We start from the raw sequence: 21,302 nt of genomic DNA, 5'->3' as shown, positions 1-21,302 counted from the left end.
ATGTCCGGATCGCGCAGGGTTCCGGCCGCTGCCCAGTGGCCGGTTCAGCTGAGCCCATCGGCATCTATTGATGAGCCGTTGCACGACGGAGGGCCGTGGATTATTGCCCTGAACAATGTGCCAAAGGCCCGGATCTCAGCAGATGTAGCTGCTGTGCTTAGGGCGGTTGACGGTGAGAAGGATCCGGCCCAGGTTGCCCAATTTTTGGGGTTGCCGTGGACGGCTGCCGACGTCATGGGGATCGTTCGCCAGTTGGCACACATAGGTATTTTCGATGACGGTGCGCACGAATTGAGGGCGCAAGGATCGGGCACGCAGGGACGGATGGACCGGCGCGTTCAGTTCCGGGCACCGCTGACGGTGCAGTTCACCTTGTTCAACCCGGCGCCGCTCCTGCTGTTATTGCGCCCTGCGGTTGCTGCCATGGCGAGGCCGATAGCTATGGTGCCCCTTGCCTTGCTTTTCCTGGGCGGCATACTGGGCGCCTTGGCTGCTGGCTCAAGCATTTGGCGAGTCCTGGCGACGCCGCTGGCACTTGAGGTATATCTCGCCGTGGCCGGTGCGATGTTTGCCTCCACCTTCCTGCATGAACTCGGCCACGGAATGGCCCTCACCTACTTTGGTGGCATGCCTCGGCGTATTGGCATCATGCTGTTCTACCTATCTCCGGCCTTTTTCTGCGACGTAACCGACGGGTGGCGGTTGAGCTCCCGAAGGCAGCGGGTAGTGATTGCTTTGGCCGGGCCCTTGGTGCATCTGGGCCTGGGGAGCAGTGCGCTGGCGGTCCAGACCTTGTTCCCGGCATCCTGGGCGAAAGACGCGGCCCTTCTCTATGGGGTGATTTGTTGGGCAGTCGCCATTTTGAATCTTTTCCCGTTCATTAAGCTGGACGGCTATGTTGCCTTGATGTCAGCTCTGGACATTCCCCACCTTCGCCAGAAATCCGTCAAGGCGCTGGCCGACGTGGTTGGTTCCCGGCTTCTCGGTGCCCAAGCAACTTTTCCCGGCAATGGTTTGCTTCCATGGTTCGGATTGGCGAGCTCCGTTGCCGGCGTCGGGTTTATGCTCGTGGGCTTCCAACGCATCGTGCCCGTCTTCCTTGCGCTCGGCTATGCAGGGCACATCGTGGTCTTTGCCCTCCTCTGCCTGCTCGTAGTGATGGCGTGCAGGAGCATCATCCAGTTTTTCCGGGTGGCCGCGGAAAACGGCAGCCCATGGTGGCGGCGTGCCCTCGCCACGCTTCTGGGCTCTCTTGCGATCGGGGCGCTTCTCGCCGTGATCCCTGTGAACCAGGTGACCATAGCGGGGTACACCTATGCGGACGGTCAGCTGTTGATCGTGATGCCCAACGACGCTGACGATCACTCGCTGGAAACGGGCGACAACGTCGCCTTGCAGTCGCAGGGGATGATCATCCACGAAAACTTGGGCCGGGCCAGCATCGGCGACCACCCGCCGTCGTCATCCATGGCACCAGTGGACACCCTTGTCCCCGTAGCGCTCGCCGACACCACGCTGCCTGTGCTGGCCTACGCCAGTCAGGTGCAAGAAAACACTTCCCTTCCCGCGTCCGGGCGGGCGGAAGTAACCAGCCAGCGCCAGACAAATCTGGGGGAGTGGCTCGGGCAGGCCGTTTCACGTTCCCCGTTATGGCCCGGACAACCCGAACGCGGCAACTCCACGGGAGGGCACTCATGAGAATCGAAGCCAGCTTCGCCGGATTCAGTTCTACCAACAGATCAAGGAACTCATTGTGAACGTAAAACCGATGACATGGCTTCTTCTCGCCCTCACCATGGCCTCCTACGCTGTCTACATTTTCCTTTCAAGCGGCAGCGAGTCTGTTTGGTCCCTTATTTCCGGAATCATCATTGCTGTCGCTTCGTTGGTGATGGTGTGGAGATTCTGCCGGGAACTCAAGACCAACCGCCAAGAGTGAACGATTCGAACGAATTGTGGCGGAAGCTCTGGACTACGCGTGCGTATAAGGGTTTTGTCACCATCAACCAGGACACGTACCTGGAAGCGGATGGCACGGTTTCAACATGGGACATCATTGCGGGACCGGACTCCGCCGCGGTCCTCGCCTTCACCGAGGGCGGAACCGATGTGGTGCTGTTTGAACAGTTCCGCGTCGGGCCCGGGAAGACATTGCTGGAGCTGCCCGGGGGCTACCTGAACGATGACGAATCGCCGGTGGAGGCAGCCCAACGCGAACTGGCCGAGGAAACAGGCTATGAATCGTCGGCCGTGTACTACGCAGGATCCGAGTGGTGGTCCGCCAACTCGTCCAGGAGAAAGCACATCGTCATCGCAGCAGAAGCCCGCCCCGGCGGCGACCCTTCGTGGGACGCGTCCGAGGCGGGCTTTGTGCGCCTACTTCCAAGCGACGAACTGATTGAATTTCTGCTGAGCGGTGAGCTGACTGACGCCGGACTCGCATGTCGCGGACTCATGAAATTCGCTGCCAGCACCAGAGTCGCCGGCACCCAAGCTGCCAGCACCCAAGCGAACCCGGCCTTGGACAAGCTGCAGGCAACAGTCCGAGGCCTGTTTCCAGGCTAGGACATCAGTCACGGCCCGTCGGTTGGTTTCAGTACCATCGCGGATCCTCCTCCACGACGCTTCGGCTCGGCTGCGGCGGTGAGCTTTCCATCTTCGCCAAACTCAATTGCCGTGGCGGCACCAATTTCGGCCGCCGAGGTGAATGCATCGCCGGCAGGATCCAGATCATGCCCTAACGACTCCAACGCGGAACCGTAAGCATCAATGAATGCCGGCTCGGAACTCACTGTGAGTCCGTTTCGCGGAGCAGCACGCGGGGCAGCAATGGCCTCGGAGATGTCCATCCCCAAATCCACGCGGTTCAGGATGGTCTGCAACACCGTGGTGATGATGGTGGATCCGCCGGGGGAGCCGAGCGCCAGGAAGGGGTCGCCGTCCTGAAGGATGATGGTCGGCGACATCGAAGAACGCGGACGCTTGCCTGGCTGGATCCTATTGGGGTCAGTGGCGTTGTACACGGCGCTGAAGTCGGTGAGTTCGTTGTTCAGCAGGAATCCGCGGCCTGGGACGACGATTCCGGAGCCGCCTGTCTGCTCAATGGTCAGCGTGTACTCCACCACGTTGCCCCATTTGTCGGCGACCGTCAGGTTGGTGGTCGAAATGTTCTCAGTATCTGTCTCGTCGGCGAGCGGTGCCGCCTGGGCCGGGCACACGCCGTCGTACGTTGTTATGTCTCCCGGGCTAACCGGCTTGGGGGCTGCCGCGGTCGGATCAATCTTGCAGGCGCGTTCCTTACCGAAAATCGGGTCTGTGAGGACATCAGTGGGTACGTCAACGAACGCCGGATCGCCCACGTAAGCGCCGCGGTCGGCGAACGCCAAGGAGCTGGCCTCGAAATAGTGGTGCAGCGCGTCTACGCGCTGCATGTCCTTGAGCTCGAAGTTCTCCAGGATGTTCAGCGACTCGCCAACAGTGGTGCCGCCGCTGCTGGATGGCGCCATGCCGTAGACGTCATAGCCGCGGTACTTCACGTGAGTCGGATCCTGGTCCACTGCCTTGTAGGCAGCCAGATCGTCAGTGGTCATGAACCCCGGTGGCACGGGAAGATCAGTGTCACCCGACGTCGGGGGCTTCTTTACTGCAGACACGATCTCTTCTGCGAGTGGACCGGTGTAGAAGGCACTGGTGCCTTCCTTCGCCAGCAGGCGGTAGGTCTCCGCCAGTTGGGGGTTCTTGAAGATACTCCCGACGGCGGGAGCGTCACCGCCGGGGAGGAAGAGGTCCTGCGTGGAGGTGAAGGTGTTGAAGCGGAACTTGTTGTCCAGGGTCTGGTTTCGGAACGTATCGTCCACCACGAAGCCGCGGTTGGCTACCTTGATGGCGGGTTTGAGTGCCTCGCCCAGGTTCAGGGTGCCCCATCGCTCAAGTGCTCGTTCCCAGGTGGCGGGAGTGCCGGGGACGCCTACGGAGACGCCGCTGGTTGGCAGTTCGGGCCTCTTGGTAGTGAAGAGGTACGGCTTGCCGGTGGCGGGATCGATGAATGCATCGTTTGGCATGGTTGCCGGCGCGGTTTCGCGGCCATCAATGGTGCTGACTTGCTTGGTCTTGGCGTCATAGAAAACGAAGTAGCCGCCGCCTCCAATACCGGCGCTGTATGGCTCGGTGACGCCGAGGGTGGCGGCCGCAGCGACAGCGGCGTCGGCTGCGTTCCCACCCTTGCGGAGGACCTCGATGGCGGCCGCCGAAGCTTCCGGATCCACCGTGCTTACTGCACCGCCGTATCCGGTGGCTGTGGGGTTTTTCTCGGTTTCGCGAGGATCGGCGAAGGCCGGACTGGCTACTGCTCCGCTTGTCACGCTTAGGGCCAGGGCTGCGGTGACCGCAGCCAATTGGCGTCTCACATGTGTCATGGTTCTCCCAGATTTTTCCCAGACGATGATGTGGTTGGACGGTCCGGCAACCCTATCCGGGGCTTTGGGGAGTTTCAACGGTGAAGTAGGTCAAGCTCCTATGAGAGCCGCTGCCAGTGGGACCTGTACGAGTAGGATTCCGGGAGGAAATAGCTGGACTGTAGTTCCACCATGGCGTGCTGATCGTCGTAATACGCGAGGTCGATGCGCAGCGAAGTTTCTCCTTCTTCGCGTTGAAGGTTCATGGCTGCCTCTGGCGACAAGCCCGATGCGGTGATGCTCTGCTCTGCGCTCGCAATGCCTCCAGGGATGCGCTCATCCAGGATTTCGGCCACAGTTCTGTACGAAGCGAATCCGGGTTCCTTTAGTTCGCTTACATCCTGGAGCAGTTCGCCGATGTGAGGGGGCATGAACACCGAGGTGTAGCAAAAGGCGCCCTGATCGCTAAGGCGCCGGAAGGATGCGCAGGCAACGTCGTCGGTTGGCAGACGGAGCCTGCCTGCCGCGGCCAGTTCGATGCGCTTGTGAAGGGGAATGACGAGTTCGTAGCGCGAATCATGAACCGATGAGAGCAAGTCCCTCGCCGAGCTGAACTGCCGTCCAGTCTCCCCTGACGGTGCCAGGAACGTACCTTTGCCGGCGATTCGTACGATTAGTCGTTCCCTGGCGAGTTCCTCCAAGGCCTTACGTACGGTTTGGCGGCTTAGCCCGAACTGTTTCACTAGCTGGGCTTCAGTGGGCAGCATGGCGGTCTCAGGCAGAACGTTCATCTTGATGGCTTCACGCAAAGCCCTGCTAAGCCATTCATGTCGCTTTTCTCCTGGCAGCGGCCCGGCATCGCGGATGTCGGCAAGGAGTGATTCGGCGTCGAGGGTTTCGATCGGTGATGTCACACTGCAGCCTTCGCTCGGTTGTACGTACAAATACAACCATAGCCAATACCAATGACTTCAGCCACCCCGGCGCAGGGGTTTTTCATGGCCCCTCCTTCGCGTTCTTCCTTGGCAAAACAGAACCTTTTAGACCTCTAGACAACTCCTCAAGAATACATGTACCGTAATTGAACGTACAAATAAGCGTGTTGTCAGGACTGCGCGAGGAGGCATTGTCAGATGACTGAAAACCGGAACTTGACCGTAGGTGGGCTTGAAGTGGAGGCAGGAGAGAAAAAGACTGGCTGGCTCAAGCTGGGCACCAGGCCGGATGGGACGCCCTTGGGCATCCCACTGGTAGTGATTAACGGTGCCAAGCCAGGCCCGAGACTGGCTCTGATTGCCGGGGTGCACGGAGACGAGTACGACTGCTGCGAAGGACTTCGACGGTTTCTGTCCGATGTTGATCCATCCACGCTTTCCGGGGCTATTGTCGCCACCACCCAGGCCAACCCCGCGGCATTTGAAAGCTTCTCCCGGCACAGCCCGGTAGACCACTTGGACCTAAACCGGTGTTTTCCTGGTAACCCTGATGGCTTCCTGACTGAACGCGTTGCCGATGCGCTGGTCACGCACATCGTGGCCGGAGCGGACTACCTGCTTGACATGCACAGCGGCGGAATGACTCTTGGCCTCATGCCGTTTGTCGGTTTCGATGACAGCCCGGGGGAATTCGGTGAGAAGTCCTTCAAGCTGGCTCAATCAACCGGTATTGAAACCTTGTATGCGGCCGTGCCGTTCAAGAACGTCCTGCGATTGGTCGCTGCCGAGAGCGGAGTCCCGTCCATTCTGGTCGAAATCGGGTCCGAAGGGCGCATGCGGGAGGACCTGGCGGAACAGGCCAGAATGACGCTTGCCGGTGTTGCCCAGCGGCTTGGCATGGTTCCCGAATCGGAAAAATGGACAGTCCCTTACACGGAGAATCACACCATCGTCCGCGCAGCGAAGACAGGGGAATTCCTCCAGGCACCAACCGGCGGGTTCCTTCTGCACCGTGTGGCCCTGGGGCAGACCGTAGAAGCGGGAGAGATCCTGGGCGAGATTGTGGATCCCTTTGGCGAGCAACTTCACGAAATCCGCGCCCCGCATGGCGGTCTTATCGGTGAAATGCGAACGGTTCCCGCCACAAGGATCGGTGATTGGACGTACGCCGTGCTGCCGGTTGCTGGAAGCGTGCCCACCGGATCCGATCTGCAGACCCTTAGGAACTTGCCATGAACATGAAAACAGTTGAGACATCCGTGGAGTCACCCCTCTTTTACGGCGGTGATGGCTTACAGGAAACCAAAGTCCGGCGCATGCGAACCCTTATGGACGAGAGGGGGCTGGATGCAATCCTGTTCATTAAGCACGACGCCGTGCGGTGGATAACCGGGTTCTATGCGAAGGGGTACCGCCCCTTTATCGAGATCGAGTACCTGGCTCTACTCATCAACAAAGGCCCGGTAATCCTCGGAACAGCACTCAGCGGCGAACGCGCCCGGGCAATATCACGCTCAAGGGCTGACGAGGTAGTACAGCTTGGAAGCCGGAGCACATGGGCGGGAACCGTCGAAGACATTCTCACCCTGCACGGCCTGACGAAGGGCAGGATTGGCTTCGACTTCCTCACCCATGACCTGGACCGAGAACTCCAAAACCGACTCCCCAAGGCCGAGTTCGTCGACGCATCGGCGCTGTGGACCGATGCAACCAAAATCAAGGAGCCCGAAGAAATCGCCCTCATAAGGCAGGCGCTGGCCATCACCCAGGACGGAATGAGGGTCGCCTTGGAGACAATTCGTCGGCCGGACGCGCCACGTGAAATTGATGTTGCTGCCGCGGCGGAGTACGAAATGCGCCTCGCGGGATCGGAAATGACGCCATTCATTACCAACGTGGCGTCCGGACCAAACGCCGCCATCTTCGAACGCCTCGCAACCGAACGACGGATCAACGACGGGGATATGGTCATCGTGGATCTTGGGTGCGTCTACCGCGGTTACACAGGAGATTTCGCACGCGGAACTGTTCGCGGAAAAGCTTCCCGAGCCCAGAAGCGGCTTTACCGGGCCGCCTGGCTCGCCCAGCAGGAAGCCATCCACGCCATCCGGCCCGGAGTCACCTGTGCCTCCATCGACAAGATTGCACGCGATGTCCTCATCCAGGAAGGATACGGCAACTACACCATGCCCTGGGCCTCCGGCCACCAGCTCGGCTACGGCCTTCACGGGGCTCCGGTCATCGCTCCCGGAGTGCAGGACGTGTTGATGCCCGGAATGGTCATCAACATTGAGCCTGCCGCCTGCACACCTGACCAGCCGGAAGTAGGCGGCGTCGAGATAGAAGACACCGTACTTGTCACGGAAAACGGCTACGAAATGCTTACAAGCTTCCCCTACGACGAGGACCTCTTGTCCTAACCCTGGCTGCCCAGAAAGGTAGGAAAATAAAATGAATGAAACAACGAAACCAACTCCCGTGATGAGCGAAACGGTTACCAACTCCATCAGGCGACGGGCTGTGCTCGCCGGTGCCATTGGCAACATGGTGGAATGGTATGACTTCGCTGTCTACGGACTGTTCGCCGTAATCATCGCAGCGAACTTCTTCCCAAACCAGGACCCAACGGCGGGCCTCCTGTCGACCTTTGCCGTCTTCGCGGCCTCGTTCTTTATCCGCCCCCTCGGCGCCGTTTTCTTCGGCCATTTTGGAGACAAGCACGGGCGAAAGAACGTCCTCCTGGCCACTGTTGCACTCATGGGCGCAGCCACCGTCGCCATTGGCCTAACACCCAGCTATGCGTCAATTGGCCTGGCAGCGCCCGCTTTGCTCGTCCTGTTTCGTTTTGTCCAGGCCTTCTCGGCCGGCGGGGAGTGGAGCGGATCCTCCGTCTACACAGTCGAATATGCGCCGCGCAACCGTCGTTACCTTTACGGCAGCTGGGTTCAAGTCAGCGCGTCCGCAGGAACCCTGGTGGGCTCGCTGACTGCAGCACTCTGCGGCCTGTTGTCTTCGGAGGCGGCCCTCCGTGACTGGGTTTGGAGGATTCCTTTCATCCTCGGCGGCATCATCGGTGTGCTGGGGCTTATCCTGCGGGCAAAACTGGAAGATACTCCGGAATTCAGGAAAGCCCAGTCAGAACCGAAACCCCACAAGACGCCACTTGGTTCGGTGTTCAGGAACTACCGCTCCGAAGGGCTCATCGCCATCGGAGTTACCATCGGCTACTCGGTAAGCATCTATATGTTCTCTACTTACCTGCCGACCTATATCAAGACCACAACCCAGGTACGCCTGACGGACGCCCTGCTTGGGAACTCCTTGCAGCTGGTGGTCCTGATGATCTTGATTCCGTTCGCCGCGATTCTTGCCGACAAGGTCGGCAGCAGGAAGTTGCTCATCGCCTTTGCCGCACTCATGATCGTCTGCGTCGTACCCCTGTTCCAGCTCATCGCGGTCGGGACGCTGGGCTCCGTGATACTTGGACAGGTCCTGTTTGCCGCTATTGTCTCGCTCATTGGAGGAACCGCGGTCACGACCACCACCCGGCTTTTCCCCATAGACGTCCGATACACAGGACTTGGCGTCAGCTACAACATCGCTGTGGCCGGCTTCGGAGGAACCGCCCCATTCATCTCCACCTGGCTGATCGGATCCACCGGCAGCCCCCTCTCACCGGCGTACTACGTCATCTTTGCCGCGCTGATTGTCGGACTGGTCGCCGTATTTGCCCTGAAAGGCAGGGACGCGGCCGCAGCATCAAATTAGCCGCAAAGCAAAATAGCGTCATGCTTGAGGGGAGGGAACGGAAGTGTCCCTCCCCTCAAGTTGCATCTGAAGGGGAGGGATAACTCAAATTATCCCGTTGCTCTGCTCGTCACGTCATCTGCGACCCAGTTGGGTTCAAACCCGCACGGGTTCCTTTCGGTCGATCACCATGTTCAGCTGGGCGAGCGTGTCCTCGGGCGTTCCGTTGGCGTCAACGACCATGAAGTCATTGAACTCTGGCAGCGAGCAGTAGGCAGTCCGGAACGCTTCCAGGTCTGCCACCTCTTCGTGATCGGTGCCGCGCGCCATAACCCGTTGGTATGCATGCTGCGGATCGGCATCTAAGTGGACCACGAGGTCCGGAGCAGGGAGCTTTTCCAGCAACCACGGAAGCAGCCTGCCCCGGCCCAATCCAACCGCGCGGCGCAGGGCAAGTTGGCAGTAGAGATGCCTGTCCATGACCACCAAGCCGTCGAACCGCAGGGCTCGCGCATGCGAAACAAGCACGTTGACCACGCGGATGCACGTCTCTACAAAATCGGCACCCCGAGGCGGCAAGCTCCACCCAAACCGCTCAGAAAAGAGCGACATCCGTCGGCGTGCAGCATGGTTACTAAGCAGCAGCGCATCGTGCCCCTCGGCGCGAGCCGAATCCACCAAGGCGCGGGCCGCCGTCGTCTTTCCTGAACCGTCTATTCCTGTCAGAACAATGAGCATGGGCCTCCCGTCGTCTCTCTTTCAACGGAGGGGAGGCCGGCCTTGTCCCTGATTGAGGCATAGATCACGCTTCAGCAGTGCTTTTCCGCCAAGACATACTAAGTTTCCTGTTGAACTACTTCGCCGAAACACAATGCGCGCCTATCATGATGCTGTGCACGTGCTTCGGAGGGCAGTGGTTCTGTTTGAACTGTTGTCATTTGGGGTAAGTACGGAATAAGGAGAACATTTCTCCGTTCGGTGCCCGTTGCTTTGGGGTGGAGCTCCAATTGGAGTCCCAGCGGACGCCTTCCTAACTGGACAAATTTGTTTGAAGGGATGCGTAGCTTAGATGAACACACTATTGGTGATTGCTGGCGTCATTGCGATCGTGCTGCTGCTTGTTGGCGGTTTTAACCAGGCCTTGAGTTTCTTGCTTTGGGTAGGAATTATCCTGCTGGTCCTGGCCCTCATTGGCTGGGTTCTTGGCCGGGGCCGGTCGCGCGTATGACAACTGATCCAAGCGAAGTTGCCGGCTTCAGTCAGGTGCACGATGGGATAACGACGCCCGGTCATCCGATCCCACGGGATCTTGGTGCGTCCACCTCCGATGATCAAGTACCTGTTGGCGACGCATCCGGAACAGGTTCGGAAGATGCCGCCGATGCCGGAGGTAATGAGTCCGCGAATCCACCTGGACCGGCAGAAGAGAAGGATGAGCGGACTGCGGATGATCGCGGTTTAACTACCGAAACTAATCCGTCGGATTGACATGGGGTTTTGCGGTCGGGGGCCAGGGAAGGTATCCCGGCCCCGACCGCGCCCTTTGGCCTCCCAGTAAGAAGCAAAAGCTGGGTTTTCCCGTTTATGGATGGGGGAAGAAATGCGAGTCGGTTCAATTATCGGGCTGATCGTAGTTGTATGGCTCGTCATTGGGGCAATAGCAGCGGGCCAACGCGGCTATTACAACGCCCCGCCCGCCCAGTGTTCGCAGTTCGCGACGATCGCTTTGAATATCGTCGCCGGACCGCTTAATTACACAGGGATGGATCCACAGGCAGGCTGCGAGGTTCCGCAGCCATCGTGACTCGGCAAGGCGGACGCCTCGGGGCGATATTCCTGGCTCTGGCGGTACTCGCCGGAGCCTTGGCCGCATGCTCCCCGCGCCCTTCCGCCGAGACGCTTGAGAAGCCAGCAAAAGATGTGTATGCAGCTGTCCAGGCAGCCACCCTTGCTGTGGACCTCCGGATAAAAGACAGCACGACGGCGGCTGCCGGGTCCACTGCCGCCGACGACATGTTGGGCGAGGTGGAGTCGGCCACCGATGAGATTGAGGGTTTCACCGCCCCCACCGAGAAGGAGAAGTCGCTTCGTGATGACATGCTGGCCACCTTCGCCACTATCTCGCGTGCGTTGCTGCATGCCCGTGATGCGTTGACGGCGCCCGGTAACGCAGAACAACAAGAGCAAGGGCAATCCGGTTCAGGCGCGGACGGCCTGCCGGAGGTCCTGGGCGAGTTGCGTAGCGCAACGGACCAGCTCAAAGCCCTCATGACCATGGCCGGCATCCAGTGAAGCGGCTCCTCGGTGTTGCGCTTGGCATCCTGACGGCTATCGGGGGCTTCGTTGACATCGGGGATTTGGTGACCAACGCCGTGGTGGGTTCCCGCTTCGGGCTATCCCTGGCTTGGGTGGTGGTGGTGGGCGTCGTCGGAATCTGCCTCTTTGCCAACATGTCAGGACGGGTGGCGGCCGTATCGGGACGGGCGACTTTCGAGGTTATCCGCGAGCGCATGGGGCCACGCGCCGGGCTGGCCAACCTTGGCGCTTCCTTCCTGATCAACCTGATGACGGTCACCGCTGAGATCGGCGGCATCGCCTTGGCTTTGCAGTTGGCCAGCGGTGTGGCTTACCTGCTCTGGGTCCCTGTTGCGTTGCTGGCCGTTTGGCTGGTGATTTGGCGTGTGAAGTTCAAGATCATGGAGAACGTTACCGGGCTCCTGGGACTCTCCTTGGTGGTCTTTGCGGTGGCACTCTTTCTCCTTAAGCCCGATTGGGGTGTCCTGGCCAGCCAGGCGTTCACGCCCTCGGTGCCGAAGGAGGAGGGCGCGGGCGTGTACTGGTACTTTGCCATTGCTCTGTTCGGGGCTGCCATGACGCCGTACGAGGTCTTCTTCTTCTCCTCCGGAGCTGTGGAGGAGCGGTGGAAGGTCAAGGATCTTCTTCAGGCCCGGATAAACGTCCTTCTTGGGTTCCCGCTGGGCGGGTTCCTTTCCGTGGCGATCGCCGCGTGCGCCGCCGTCGTTCTTTTGCCTGCCGGGATCAGCGTCACCACGCTCTCGCAGGTTGCTTTGCCCGTTGCCCAGGCCGGAGGCCAACTGGCCTTGGCCGTGCTGATTCTGGGCGTTGTGGCGGCCACGTTCGGCGCGGCGCTGGAAACCACCCTTTCAAGCGGTTACACGTTGGCACAGTTCTTTGGATGGTCATGGGGGAAGTTCCGGCGCCCGGCCCAGGCCGCCAGGTTCCACATGTCCATGATCGTGGTCCTGCTGGCCGGTGCTGCTGTTCTCGTCACTGGGGTGGACCCCATCCTGGTGACGGAGTACTCGGTGGTGTTCTCCGCGATCGCGCTGCCGCTGACCTATTTGCCCATTCTGATCGTGTCAAATGATCCCCAATACATGGGCGAGCACGTCAACAACAGGGCAGTGAATATTGCGGGGCTGGTGTATTTGGTGATCATCCTGGCCGCGTCCTTGGCTGCAATCCCGCTCATGATCGCAACAGGAGCAGGCGCATGAGTGCCGCCAAGCGGAGGACGATCCAGCCACATGAGGTCAAGCCCGCGCCGCGTCCGGCAGGGTTGGTCCTCGATGCCCAGCTGCACTTGCTGGACCGGCAGGTGTTGGACGTCGACGGCGTACCCGTCACCACGGTGGACGACCTTGAGTTGAGCGGTCCCGTGCCTGATGAGCCCATTCCGGAGGGTGCTGCACCGCCGAGCATTACGGCCTTGCTGACAGGTCCGGTACTTGGCACGCGGATCTTCGGCGGCAGGCCGCCGTCGGACAGGTTGATCCGTATCCCGTGGGACGTCGTAGCCAGTGTGGACACCGTTATTACTGTGGGGGTGCGTTCGGACTCCCTTGATGCTTCGTGGGTGGAGCGCTGGCTTCGGAACCACGTCATTGGCCGGATTCCCGGAGGTAGCCATGATCCTGGCTGACATGCTCGGCCGTGAGGTGGTGGATAGCAATGGTGACCGGCTGGGCGAGGTTTCAGATTTCCGCTTCGCCTTGGACTCGGCACCGACCCAACTCCTGAGCCAGGCCCGCTTGGTGGGCATCATTGTGAGTCCGCGGACGGCGTCGTCTTTCCTTGGGTTTGAACGGCAAGGGATGACGCAGCCTTGGCCGGTGGCGCAGTTGTTGCGTTGGTGGCACAGGGGATCGTTCCTGGTGTTGTGGGAGGACATCGCGGTGATGGGTGCGAGTGAGGTGGTGTTGCGTCCGGACTTCGTGCCCTACGAATCGGGGCTGCCACGATAGCGCCTCCAGCACGAAATTGCTAAGTTTGCTGACTAATTTCTTCAAAGCATGGACACGTCGCCAACCGTCCTTATAGGTTCGAAGTGTTCCATTAACACGTTCCACCGCATGGAAAGGACAGGTCACATGGACAAGCAGAACGCAACACCTGAAGAGGAAGTCGGAGGGTACGGTACCCCTACCGCAGAGCAGGAAGCGGGCGGATCACAGGCGCAGCCCCGTGTGGAAGAGGACCTCAGCGAAGCCGGCCTGAGCGAGGACAGCCCCGACGGCGAAACATATGCAACCGGCGCACCAAATCTCAGCCACCTGGATCCCGAGGACTCGGACAGCGCAGGCGAACCTGGCGCAGGCCGCTTCGGTGGCATCGACGAACAGTCCCAGGCCGAGCAGAATCTGGACCAGCCAGCTGACTCCCTGGCCGATGGCAGCGGCAATGATCTGCCCCGGGACCAGTCACCCAAGGACGACGACGAAGAGAATTTCGACGCAGGTTAGGCCGTAACCACGGCGCGCCCATAAGACAGGCGCGCCACCGGTTATGCAGCCAGCCGGCTGGCGCGCCGCCGGCAATACCCGACCCAAAAGTGTCCGGTCCAAGAAAAGTGTCCAGTCCAAGAAGAGAACATTGAAGGAGCAACACCTTATGGCTACCGTCAATAAAGCAATCGAAGTAGATGTACCCGTCTCAGTCGCCTACAACCAGTGGACGCAGTTCGAGACCTTTCCGGAGTTCATGAACGGAGTGGAGTCCGTAGAACAGATCGATGATACAGCTCTCCACTTCTCGACAAATGTGGGTGGCGTAAAGCGCGAATACAATGCCCAGATCATTGAGCAGGTGCCCGATTCCCTGGTCAGCTGGGCGAGCGTGGACGGCCCGCGCAATGCGGGAACGGTGACGTTTGAACCGCTGGACGCGGGGCGGACCCGCGTCAATGTGGAGATCGAATGGGAGCCTGACACCCTCGCTGAAAAAGCCGGCTCGGCGGTCGGAGCGGACAGCTTGCGGGTGGGCGCCGACATGGACAAATTCAAGAAGTTCATCGAGGCGCAAGGGCATGAAACCGGAGCTTGGCGTGGCACCGTATCCGGTGGCGATGTGGACGAGGGCGGAGGAGCACTGGTTTAGCGGCTTCCCGGCCTAAGCCTTTCTACCGGTGGAGGTCGGCCAGCGAACGGGCCGGCCTCCACGGGTGCCACGAAGAACAAGCTCCTGTGAGGAGAAGTGATGGCAACCTCCAGCAACGTCGAGGCCGAGCGGAAGTTCGACGTCGATCCTTCCACGCCGCTTCCCACGCTTGAGAAGATCGACGGCGTGGCCCGCGTGGGAGAGCCAGCCACCCACAGCCTCGAAGCGGTCTATTTCGACACCAATGACCTCGCGCTTGCGGCCCGCGGAATCACGCTGCGGCGGCGGACAGGAGGTCCCGACGCCGGCTGGCACCTCAAGCTTCCCCACAGTCCGGGACGTCGCACCGAAATCCACGCGCCCCTGGGCCAGGCGGATACAGTCCCGGTGGAATTGATGGATCGGGTGCTTGCCTACACGCGCGGACACACAGTGGTGGCAGTCGCCACACTCAACACCGAGCGCACCACCTACCCCCTCTACCAGGACGACGGCGAACGCGTGGCCGAGTTTGTGGACGACCAAGTGCGGGCACGCGTGTCCCTCGGGAATCCCAGCGAACAGCAATGGCGCGAATGGGAAGTGGAGCTCAACGGCAGCCGGCTGGCGGACGACGCCGAGCACATTCTGGACGCCGCCGAAGCCCGGCTCACTGATGCAGGAGCGAGCCCGAGCGAGCGCACTTCCAAACTGGCAACAGCCTTGGGGGATTCATGGCCGCGCGCAAAGGGGACCGGCCGCGAGATCCCCAGCCGCAAGGGGCCGGCCGTTGTACCCGTACTGAATTACCTCGACGCCCAGGTGGCCAAGCTGCTCCTACAGGATGCCCATGTACGAATGAACCGGGATGATGCCGTCCACCAGATGCGCTCCCTGACCCGGCGGATCCGTTCCGTGCTCCACAGCTACCGCAAACTTTTCAAGGGTTCCCCGGTTCAGGAACTTGAGCTTGAACTGAAATCGTTGGCCAAGACCCTTGGCCGCTACCGGGATGTAGAGGTCCTTCATGAGCGGCTCCGAAAGGATGTGGAGGAGCTGCCAATGAAGCTGGTTTTGGGTCCTTTTCACGCCGAGCTGGATGAGCGGATGAAGATTCGGACGGACACGGCCATGGCAGCAATCAGGACCCGGCTCAACAGCCCGCGCTATTTCCGGCTTCTGGATGGGCTCGAAGCCTTCCTGGACTCTCCCGCCATCGCGCCGCAGGGAACCGGGCCCGCACGCAAGACCACAGCCAAGCTCGTTAACAAAGCCGCCAAGCGCCTCGCCAAACGCCACGACGCAGCGGTGGGTGCCGCCGTCGGGCCTTTCCGTGACTCGGCTTTTCACGATGTCCGCAAGACCGCCAAGAAGCTGCGCTTTGCCGCGGCCACCGCTGAAAGTGTCCACGGGAAGCGCGCCGCGAAGCTCGCGGACGCTGCCCATGATGTCCAGACCATTTTGGGTGAGCATCAGGACAGCGCCATGGCCCGTGCCGAGCTTTTGAAACTGGGGTCTGCGTCCGGTGCTGGTAACAGCGCCTTCACGTATGGATTGCTCCATGCCGCTGAACGCGCCAAGGCCGACGCCGCGCAGCAGGAGTATCTGCGTAGCGGCAAGAAAGCCCGGAAGCTCCGCCTCAAAAAGTAAGAGGTGCTACTTCCTGAGGAAGGCCAGTAACGCTTCGTTGACCTCAGGACCGTGCGTCCACAACAGACCGTGGGGAGCGCCCTCGATCTCCTGGTAGTCGGCGCTGGGCAGTGCCTTCTTGAAGCGCCGCCCCGTGACGTCGATGGGGAGGATGTTGTCCGCGGTGCCGTGAACGATCAAAGCCGGAACATCGATCTTGGGGATGTCCGCGCGGAAGTCCGTCAGCCAGGTGGGCTGTGCAGCCACGGACGCGAAGGCGCCCGCCTGGCTTGCGAGATTCCAGCTGGCGTCCACGGATTCCTGGCTGAGGCGTTCTGTTCCAAGGAAGGTGTCGCTGTTGTAGAAGTTCTTGAAGAAGTCGGTAAAGAAGGCGTAGCGGTCTGCCTTGGCAGCCTCATACAGCCCATCGTAGACATCTTGCGGAACGCCGTCCGGGTTGTCATCGGTCTTCAGCATGAATGGCTCCAAGGAACCAAGGAAGACGGCCTTCGCCACCCGGGCGGAACCGTACGTGCTGATGTAGCGTGCAACCTCGCCGGTGCCCATTGAGAAGCCAACCAGCACGGCATCGTTCAGGTCCAGGGTTTCCAGGAGGACCTTCAGATCAGCGGCAAAGGTGTCGTAGTCGTAGCCGACCGTGGGCTTGCTGGACTTGCCAAAACCACGGCGGTCATAGGTAATGACGCGATAGCCGGCGTCGAGCAAGGCTGCTGTCTGCTTCTCCCACGATGAACCATCCAGCGGGTAGCCGTGGATGAGGACCACCGCCTGCCCCGTGCCATGGTCCTCGTAGTAAAGCTCGATCTCGGTGCTGTTTTCGTTTCCTACAGTGACGTAAGCCAAAACTTCGGTCCCTTCATAGCGGTTCTGGGGTGGAACGGTTCCAGCCTAGTGGCCGGTGCGGGCCGGGTCATCCGCAGACTGGTGTTCCCACCACCACCATCCACGGACACTGGTTGCCGCCGGCTGGACGATGGATTCTTGGATCACCGCCGATGACGATCCTAGGAACATCCATGCCACTTGCCCTACGCTCCAGCACCGAGAATTACCCGTCCATCGACGATCTCCTGGGCGACGGTCGGGGTCGGTTCTTCAGCCACGGCTACAAGACCACCAACCCGAATCTCCGGGACCTCCGCGTGAACCATACTGTCTCCGAATCCACGCTCACTGCCCGCGCCGCTCTTGGCGTTGAAGGTACGTGGTCCATCAAGGGGAACTCGGAGCAAACCCCACACCTTGGCACCACGGATGTCCTTGTTTTGGCTGCCAGGATGGCAGAGGCTTTGTTGGCCAGCCGGTATTCTCCCGAACTGCTGCCTGCCGCCTATCTGGCGTCGGTGACCATCTCGGGTGGCAGTGAGCCTGTGGAAGGTACGCTGGGCGATCTCGAATGCCGGGCGACGCTGCAGGACCTGGGACACGCTTCGGTCCTTCGCTGCTCTGTTGCGTCCATGACCGCGGTCCTGGAAGTGGCCCATGAGCACGCCGAGCTCGGACTCGCGTCAGTGCAATCGCCGTCCGAGGAAGCTCTGGTGGGTGACGCCAGCACCCGTCTCTACGGTGGCCTGTGGGCAGAACGGCAGGTTTCGCTGCTGGACGTCGTTCTGGATCCCGGTGAAGGAACGGCCCGCGCGCAGCTCTCGTTCCACCAGCAGACCCCACTATCCCGAGGCCTCGATGACCGCCGCGGGCTGGAGGCCGCCTACCCGCAGGCACTATCCGCCGTCGAGTACTTTGTTGCCTCGCTGCAGCTGGGGCAGGTTCTCCTGTACCGGCTCGATTCCATGAACCGCGCGGACAGCAACACCTTGTGGATGCGCAAAACCCGCATCACACTCAACGGCTCCTGCCCGAAGAATGGGGGCGGGCAGGAGACCGGCCTTGCAGTGGAGCTGCAGAAGAGCCGGTTGATCCCAAAGGACGGCGGATGGTGGCGCCTCGCTGATGTGGTAGGAACGTTCGACGGCGGCGAAGTAGTTTGCAGCGTTGCCCACCAACTGCCGTCCCATGGTGCGGCAGCAAGTGCTTCCGTGGGGGATAAGAAATGAGTGCGGCATCCGCCGTTGTCCGGGGACTGGGCGGAGCACTACCTAGGAAAGTGGTCACCAACGAGCACCTGTCTGCTGTCATGGACACCTCGGACGAATGGATCAGGCGCAGGACAGGCATCGCCGAACGCCGCCACTCCGACGAAACGGAAAGCACCAGCGTCCTGGCCACCATGGCGGGCCGGCGCGCCTTGGCCAGTGCCGGCGTCGATTCGGCTGGGCTCTTGATTGTGGCCACCTCGACGCCGGACAAGGTCTGCCCGGCCACGGCACCCAAGGTGGCGGCGAATCTGGGGTTGAAGGGCATCGCTGCTTTCGATGTTTCCGCGGTCTGCTCCGGATTTGTCTATGCCCTGACCACGGCGACCTGGGCTATCCGTTCGGGATCCGTGGACTCGGCCCTGGTAATCGGCGCGGACACCTTTACCCGCCTGCTCGATCCGACGGACCGGACCACCTCGGTGATCTTCGGGGACGGAGCGGGCGCAGCCTACCTGTCTGCTGGAACAGCAGAGGAACCCGGAGCCATCAAGGCCTCAACGCTGCACTCCGATGGCGAAGGCGAAACGCTCATCCAAGTGCCGGAAGGTCCCGGTTCATTTTTTGAGATGCAGGGCAAAGAGGTGTTCACGCAGGCAGTCGCAGCGATGTCCGATTCTGTGGAAACAGTGCTCGCAAGCGCTGGTTGGGCTGCCGGCGATGTGGACTCCTTGATTGCCCACCAGGCGAACCTCCGGATCCTGAACACCGTTGCTTCGGTGACCGGCATTCCGGCATCCAAGGCGGAGGTCCACTTGGACAGGGTGGGCAATACCTCAGCCGCATCCATCCCGTTGGCCATGACCGACGCTGGAACCAAAGGCCACAGGAGTCCTGGCGACAAGGTGGTCCTGACTGCCTTTGGCGGAGGGACTACCTGGGGAGCCGTTGCCATGACATGGCCATCGATCTCGGTTGTCGACCCGCACTAGGGCCGGACACCGATTCCTGCAGGCCGGGGGTGCCGTGCAGGACCACCGTGGCGCCGGCTAACCCGGGCCACTTGTAAAAGGGGGAAGCAAATGGAAATTACAGCTATGGACGTCGTAGGGGCGATTGGGTCCACCATGGACGAGCTCGGCCACATGGGACCGGACGACTCGTTCGCCGACCTTGACATCGATTCACTGTCGCTTGTTGAAGCCGCCGTGATCCTTAGCAACAAATTCGGTGTTCGCGTGGACGAATTCGAGCTCATCGAGGCAGGCAGCGCCCGCGCCGCAGCCAGCATGGTCACGGAAAAGCTGGCCCTGCAGCCCGCCATCTAGTCACACCATTACAAGAAGACGCAGAGACCACAAAGTAAGGACACCATGGCCAATCCGGCGATTGCAGTTGTTTATTATTCAGGCTCGGGCCACACCAAGGTCCTGGCAGACGCAGTGGTTTCCGCTGCCGCCGCCACCGGAGCCACAACGGCTCTCCTGCGCGTGGATGAGCTGACCCAGGAATCCTGGGATTTCATCGACCAGGCAGACGCCATCATTTTCGGCGCCCCTACCTACATGGGCACGGCGCCATCGGCCTTTCATGCGTTCGCCGAGAAGACCGCAGGCCGATGGGCCGTGCAGAAGTGGCACAACAAGCTGGGGGCAGGCTTTACCAATGCCGCTTGCAAGGCCGGTGACAAGAACTCCACGCTGGACTATTTCTCCACTTTCGCAGCCCAGCACGGCATGAACTGGATCAACCTGGGCCTGCTTCCGGGATGGAAGAGCACCAAGGGCAGCGAAAACGATCTCAACCGCTTCGGTTACTTCAATGGCGCCGCGGCCCAAACCTTCTCGGACGTCGGCGTGGAAGGCGTCCACCCCGCAGACATTGCCACCGCCCAGCACCTGGGCAGGCGGGTTGCTGAGATCACCGCCATTTTCACCACGGGCAAGATCGCGATGGACAGGGAACTCGTCAGCGCGGGCGCCTGAAAAACGGATCCACGCTCCGTAAAAGGCCTGACGACACCCAAATTTGGGTGTCGTCAGGCTTTTTCCATGGCAACGGCAGGGCTTGGCTTTCAGACACTGGCCTTGAGGGACAGCGTCCTTCGCACGATTTCCCTTACGTCAGGGTTGCTGAGGTGGAACAGGTGGCCGCCCGTGCCAATATCAAGGAGCCGGGCCTCCTGTGCACACCACTCTACCCAGCGACGGGACTCCGACGCGGGAACAACGGGATCGTCCGAGCTGAAGAGAACCGTGGCCGGTACCGTGAGCTGCATGTTTGCAGGCCGGCCAGGGTACTGTCCCAGCAACGCAAGGTCCTCCAACAAGACCTCGCGGGCCCGCTCGGACAGGGCTTGCCCGCTGACAGCGGCCGCCGCGACAGCACCGACGTCGTGCCTTCCCGACGGCGGTCGCGCGGCGGCGAGGAAAACATGCGCAAGGCGTCCGGTGTCCTGAAGCAGCAGCGCAATCTCGAAAGCAAGAACAGCACCCATGCTGTGCCCGTAAAGAGCGAGCTGCGGAGACGGTGACGTGTCTATCCGTTCGGCGAGTGACTCGGCAGCGGCAGCAATAGACGGAAAATTCCTGCCCCTGTAGCTGAATTTGGTGACCTGGACGTCAGCGAAACGCCAGCCCGCGAAACTCGCCGTGGTTCCGCCCGCATGATGCAGGCAAAACAAATGCACAGTATTAGTTGAAAGTGAGCCGGTGGCGGTCGTGCTCCATGCGGGAGGCCGCGACGTCATCCATGTGTTCCTCGGCCCATTCCTTCATCTCGAAGATGATCCGAAGCAGGGAACGGCCGCGTGGAGTCAGTTCGTAGTCCGTCCGCACGGGTACGGAAACAGTCACATGCCGCAACACCAGGCCGTCACGTTCCAGTGAGCGCAGCGTGGAGGTCAGCATTTTCTGGCTCGCTCCGGGTATCCGCTTGCGGAGATCGCTATGGCGTTGCTGCCCGTCTTCCAGAGCCAGCATCACCAGTGTGACCCACTTGCTGCTGATGGCCTCCAACAGTTGCCGAGCAGGGCAAAGGTCCAGGGAAGCGTTGTAGTGCTTCCGGGCCGTCTGGCGTTTCTGTTCAGCCGTGAGAGTCATATCCCCAATACTTTCCCCATCAAATGGACTGTTGTCCTCAGCATACTTGGGGGCAATGACAGTGAC

General features: G+C 60.8%; 24 protein-coding genes. 18 read left to right on the top strand and 6 right to left on the bottom strand.

Features of this window, described 5'->3' with window-relative positions:
• From mpaP to KSW38_RS19160, 3 genes are read left to right on the top strand one after another with little or no spacing between them, the layout of a single operon-like run.
• The gene (gene mpaP / locus KSW38_RS19170; RefSeq protein ID WP_216926536.1) at positions 1–1,698 is read left to right on the top strand and encodes a daptide biosynthesis intramembrane metalloprotease; all 1,698 of its coding nucleotides are present in this window, start codon (positions 1–3) and stop codon (positions 1,696–1,698) included.
• A 55-nt stretch (positions 1,699–1,753) separates the two neighbouring features.
• Positions 1,754–1,939: a hypothetical protein gene (locus KSW38_RS23755; protein WP_216926535.1), complete on the top strand. Its 186-nt coding sequence runs from the start codon at positions 1,754–1,756 to the stop codon at positions 1,937–1,939.
• Positions 1,936–2,565 carry an NUDIX hydrolase gene (locus tag KSW38_RS19160; RefSeq protein WP_216926534.1) on the top strand — a complete coding sequence of 210 codons (630 nt, stop codon included), beginning with the start codon at positions 1,936–1,938 and terminating at the stop codon, positions 2,563–2,565. Before KSW38_RS23755 ends, KSW38_RS19160 begins: the two co-directional genes overlap by 4 nt.
• Before the next feature lie 8 nt (positions 2,566–2,573).
• On the opposite strand, the gene ggt is transcribed toward KSW38_RS19160, so the two are convergent.
• Entirely contained in the window at positions 2,574–4,415 is a 1,842-nt protein-coding gene (ggt, locus tag KSW38_RS19155; protein ID WP_216926533.1) for a gamma-glutamyltransferase, read from the bottom strand.
• 98 nt (positions 4,416–4,513) lie between these two features.
• Positions 4,514–5,308 carry a GntR family transcriptional regulator gene (locus KSW38_RS19150; protein WP_216926532.1) on the bottom strand — a complete coding sequence of 265 codons (795 nt, stop codon included), beginning with the start codon at positions 5,306–5,308 and terminating at the stop codon, positions 4,514–4,516.
• Between the two features lie 219 nt (positions 5,309–5,527).
• Between KSW38_RS19150 and KSW38_RS19145 the strand changes: the two genes are divergently transcribed.
• From KSW38_RS19145 to KSW38_RS19135, 3 genes are read left to right on the top strand one after another with little or no spacing between them, the layout of a single operon-like run.
• Positions 5,528–6,565 (top strand): succinylglutamate desuccinylase/aspartoacylase family protein, encoded by a 1,038-nt coding sequence (locus KSW38_RS19145; protein ID WP_216926531.1) that lies wholly within the window; start codon positions 5,528–5,530, stop codon positions 6,563–6,565.
• On the top strand, positions 6,562–7,749 hold the full coding sequence (locus KSW38_RS19140; RefSeq protein WP_216926530.1) for a M24 family metallopeptidase: 1,188 nt from the start codon (positions 6,562–6,564) through the stop codon (positions 7,747–7,749). Before KSW38_RS19145 ends, KSW38_RS19140 begins: the two co-directional genes overlap by 4 nt.
• Positions 7,750–7,780: 31 nt before the next feature.
• Positions 7,781–9,097, top strand: a complete 1,317-nt coding sequence (locus KSW38_RS19135) for an MFS transporter (protein ID WP_216926529.1) — start codon at positions 7,781–7,783, stop codon at positions 9,095–9,097.
• 135 nt (positions 9,098–9,232) lie between these two features.
• Here the strand turns inward: KSW38_RS19135 and KSW38_RS19130 are convergent, their stop codons facing one another.
• Positions 9,233–9,814, bottom strand: a complete 582-nt coding sequence (locus KSW38_RS19130; protein ID WP_216926528.1) for a dTMP kinase — start codon at positions 9,812–9,814, stop codon at positions 9,233–9,235.
• Positions 9,815–10,145: 331 nt separating this feature from the next.
• Between KSW38_RS19130 and KSW38_RS19125 the strand changes: the two genes are divergently transcribed.
• From KSW38_RS19125 to KSW38_RS19090, 8 genes are all read left to right on the top strand, one after another.
• Entirely contained in the window at positions 10,146–10,304 is a 159-nt protein-coding gene (locus tag KSW38_RS19125) for a hypothetical protein (RefSeq protein ID WP_216926527.1), read from the top strand.
• A gap of 572 nt (positions 10,305–10,876) precedes the next feature.
• The gene (locus KSW38_RS19120) at positions 10,877–11,368 is read left to right on the top strand and encodes a hypothetical protein (protein ID WP_216926526.1); all 492 of its coding nucleotides are present in this window, start codon (positions 10,877–10,879) and stop codon (positions 11,366–11,368) included.
• A complete protein-coding gene (locus KSW38_RS19115; RefSeq protein WP_216926525.1) occupies positions 11,365–12,594 on the top strand; it encodes an Nramp family divalent metal transporter in 1,230 nt (409 codons plus the stop codon). The genes KSW38_RS19120 and KSW38_RS19115 overlap by 4 nt, the downstream gene beginning before the upstream one ends.
• Positions 12,591–13,019 carry a hypothetical protein gene (locus tag KSW38_RS19110; RefSeq protein WP_216926524.1) on the top strand — a complete coding sequence of 143 codons (429 nt, stop codon included), beginning with the start codon at positions 12,591–12,593 and terminating at the stop codon, positions 13,017–13,019. Before KSW38_RS19115 ends, KSW38_RS19110 begins: the two co-directional genes overlap by 4 nt.
• Entirely contained in the window at positions 13,006–13,341 is a 336-nt protein-coding gene (locus KSW38_RS19105) for a PRC-barrel domain-containing protein (RefSeq protein WP_216926523.1), read from the top strand. Before KSW38_RS19110 ends, KSW38_RS19105 begins: the two co-directional genes overlap by 14 nt.
• A gap of 126 nt (positions 13,342–13,467) precedes the next feature.
• The gene (locus KSW38_RS19100) at positions 13,468–13,839 is read left to right on the top strand and encodes a hypothetical protein (protein ID WP_223946910.1); all 372 of its coding nucleotides are present in this window, start codon (positions 13,468–13,470) and stop codon (positions 13,837–13,839) included.
• Positions 13,840–13,987: 148 nt separating this feature from the next.
• A complete protein-coding gene (locus KSW38_RS19095; protein ID WP_216926521.1) occupies positions 13,988–14,473 on the top strand; it encodes an SRPBCC family protein in 486 nt (161 codons plus the stop codon).
• Between the two features lie 99 nt (positions 14,474–14,572).
• On the top strand, positions 14,573–16,102 hold the full coding sequence (locus KSW38_RS19090; protein ID WP_216926520.1) for a CYTH and CHAD domain-containing protein: 1,530 nt from the start codon (positions 14,573–14,575) through the stop codon (positions 16,100–16,102).
• A gap of 6 nt (positions 16,103–16,108) precedes the next feature.
• Here KSW38_RS19090 and KSW38_RS19085 read toward each other — a convergent pair whose 3' ends face one another.
• Complete coding sequence (locus KSW38_RS19085; protein WP_216926519.1) at positions 16,109–16,945, bottom strand: alpha/beta fold hydrolase; 837 nt, start codon at positions 16,943–16,945, stop codon at positions 16,109–16,111.
• Between the two features lie 173 nt (positions 16,946–17,118).
• Between KSW38_RS19085 and KSW38_RS19080 the strand changes: the two genes are divergently transcribed.
• The 4 genes from KSW38_RS19080 to KSW38_RS19065 all read left to right on the top strand — a co-directional run bounded on the left by KSW38_RS19080 (position 17,119) and on the right by KSW38_RS19065 (position 20,120).
• Positions 17,119–18,156: an AvrD family protein gene (locus KSW38_RS19080; protein ID WP_216926518.1), complete on the top strand. Its 1,038-nt coding sequence runs from the start codon at positions 17,119–17,121 to the stop codon at positions 18,154–18,156.
• Positions 18,153–19,127: a beta-ketoacyl-ACP synthase III gene (locus tag KSW38_RS19075; RefSeq protein ID WP_216926517.1), complete on the top strand. Its 975-nt coding sequence runs from the start codon at positions 18,153–18,155 to the stop codon at positions 19,125–19,127. Before KSW38_RS19080 ends, KSW38_RS19075 begins: the two co-directional genes overlap by 4 nt.
• A gap of 90 nt (positions 19,128–19,217) precedes the next feature.
• Positions 19,218–19,463: an acyl carrier protein gene (locus KSW38_RS19070; protein WP_216926516.1), complete on the top strand. Its 246-nt coding sequence runs from the start codon at positions 19,218–19,220 to the stop codon at positions 19,461–19,463.
• Between the two features lie 45 nt (positions 19,464–19,508).
• Positions 19,509–20,120, top strand: coding sequence for a flavodoxin family protein (locus tag KSW38_RS19065; protein ID WP_216926515.1), 612 nt, complete (start codon positions 19,509–19,511; stop codon positions 20,118–20,120).
• A gap of 89 nt (positions 20,121–20,209) precedes the next feature.
• Here KSW38_RS19065 and KSW38_RS19060 read toward each other — a convergent pair whose 3' ends face one another.
• Together KSW38_RS19060 and KSW38_RS19055 are read right to left on the bottom strand one after the other, a co-directional pair.
• Entirely contained in the window at positions 20,210–20,824 is a 615-nt protein-coding gene (locus tag KSW38_RS19060; protein ID WP_216926514.1) for a thioesterase II family protein, read from the bottom strand.
• A gap of 4 nt (positions 20,825–20,828) precedes the next feature.
• Positions 20,829–21,236 carry a winged helix-turn-helix transcriptional regulator gene (locus tag KSW38_RS19055; protein WP_216926513.1) on the bottom strand — a complete coding sequence of 136 codons (408 nt, stop codon included), beginning with the start codon at positions 21,234–21,236 and terminating at the stop codon, positions 20,829–20,831.
• Positions 21,237–21,302: the final 66 nt, after the last annotated feature.

The organism is Paenarthrobacter aromaticivorans (assembly GCF_019038615.1).
Classification (GTDB): Bacteria; Actinomycetota; Actinomycetes; order Actinomycetales; family Micrococcaceae; genus Arthrobacter; species Arthrobacter aromaticivorans.
This window is presented reverse-complemented; position numbering and strand designations above follow the sequence as displayed.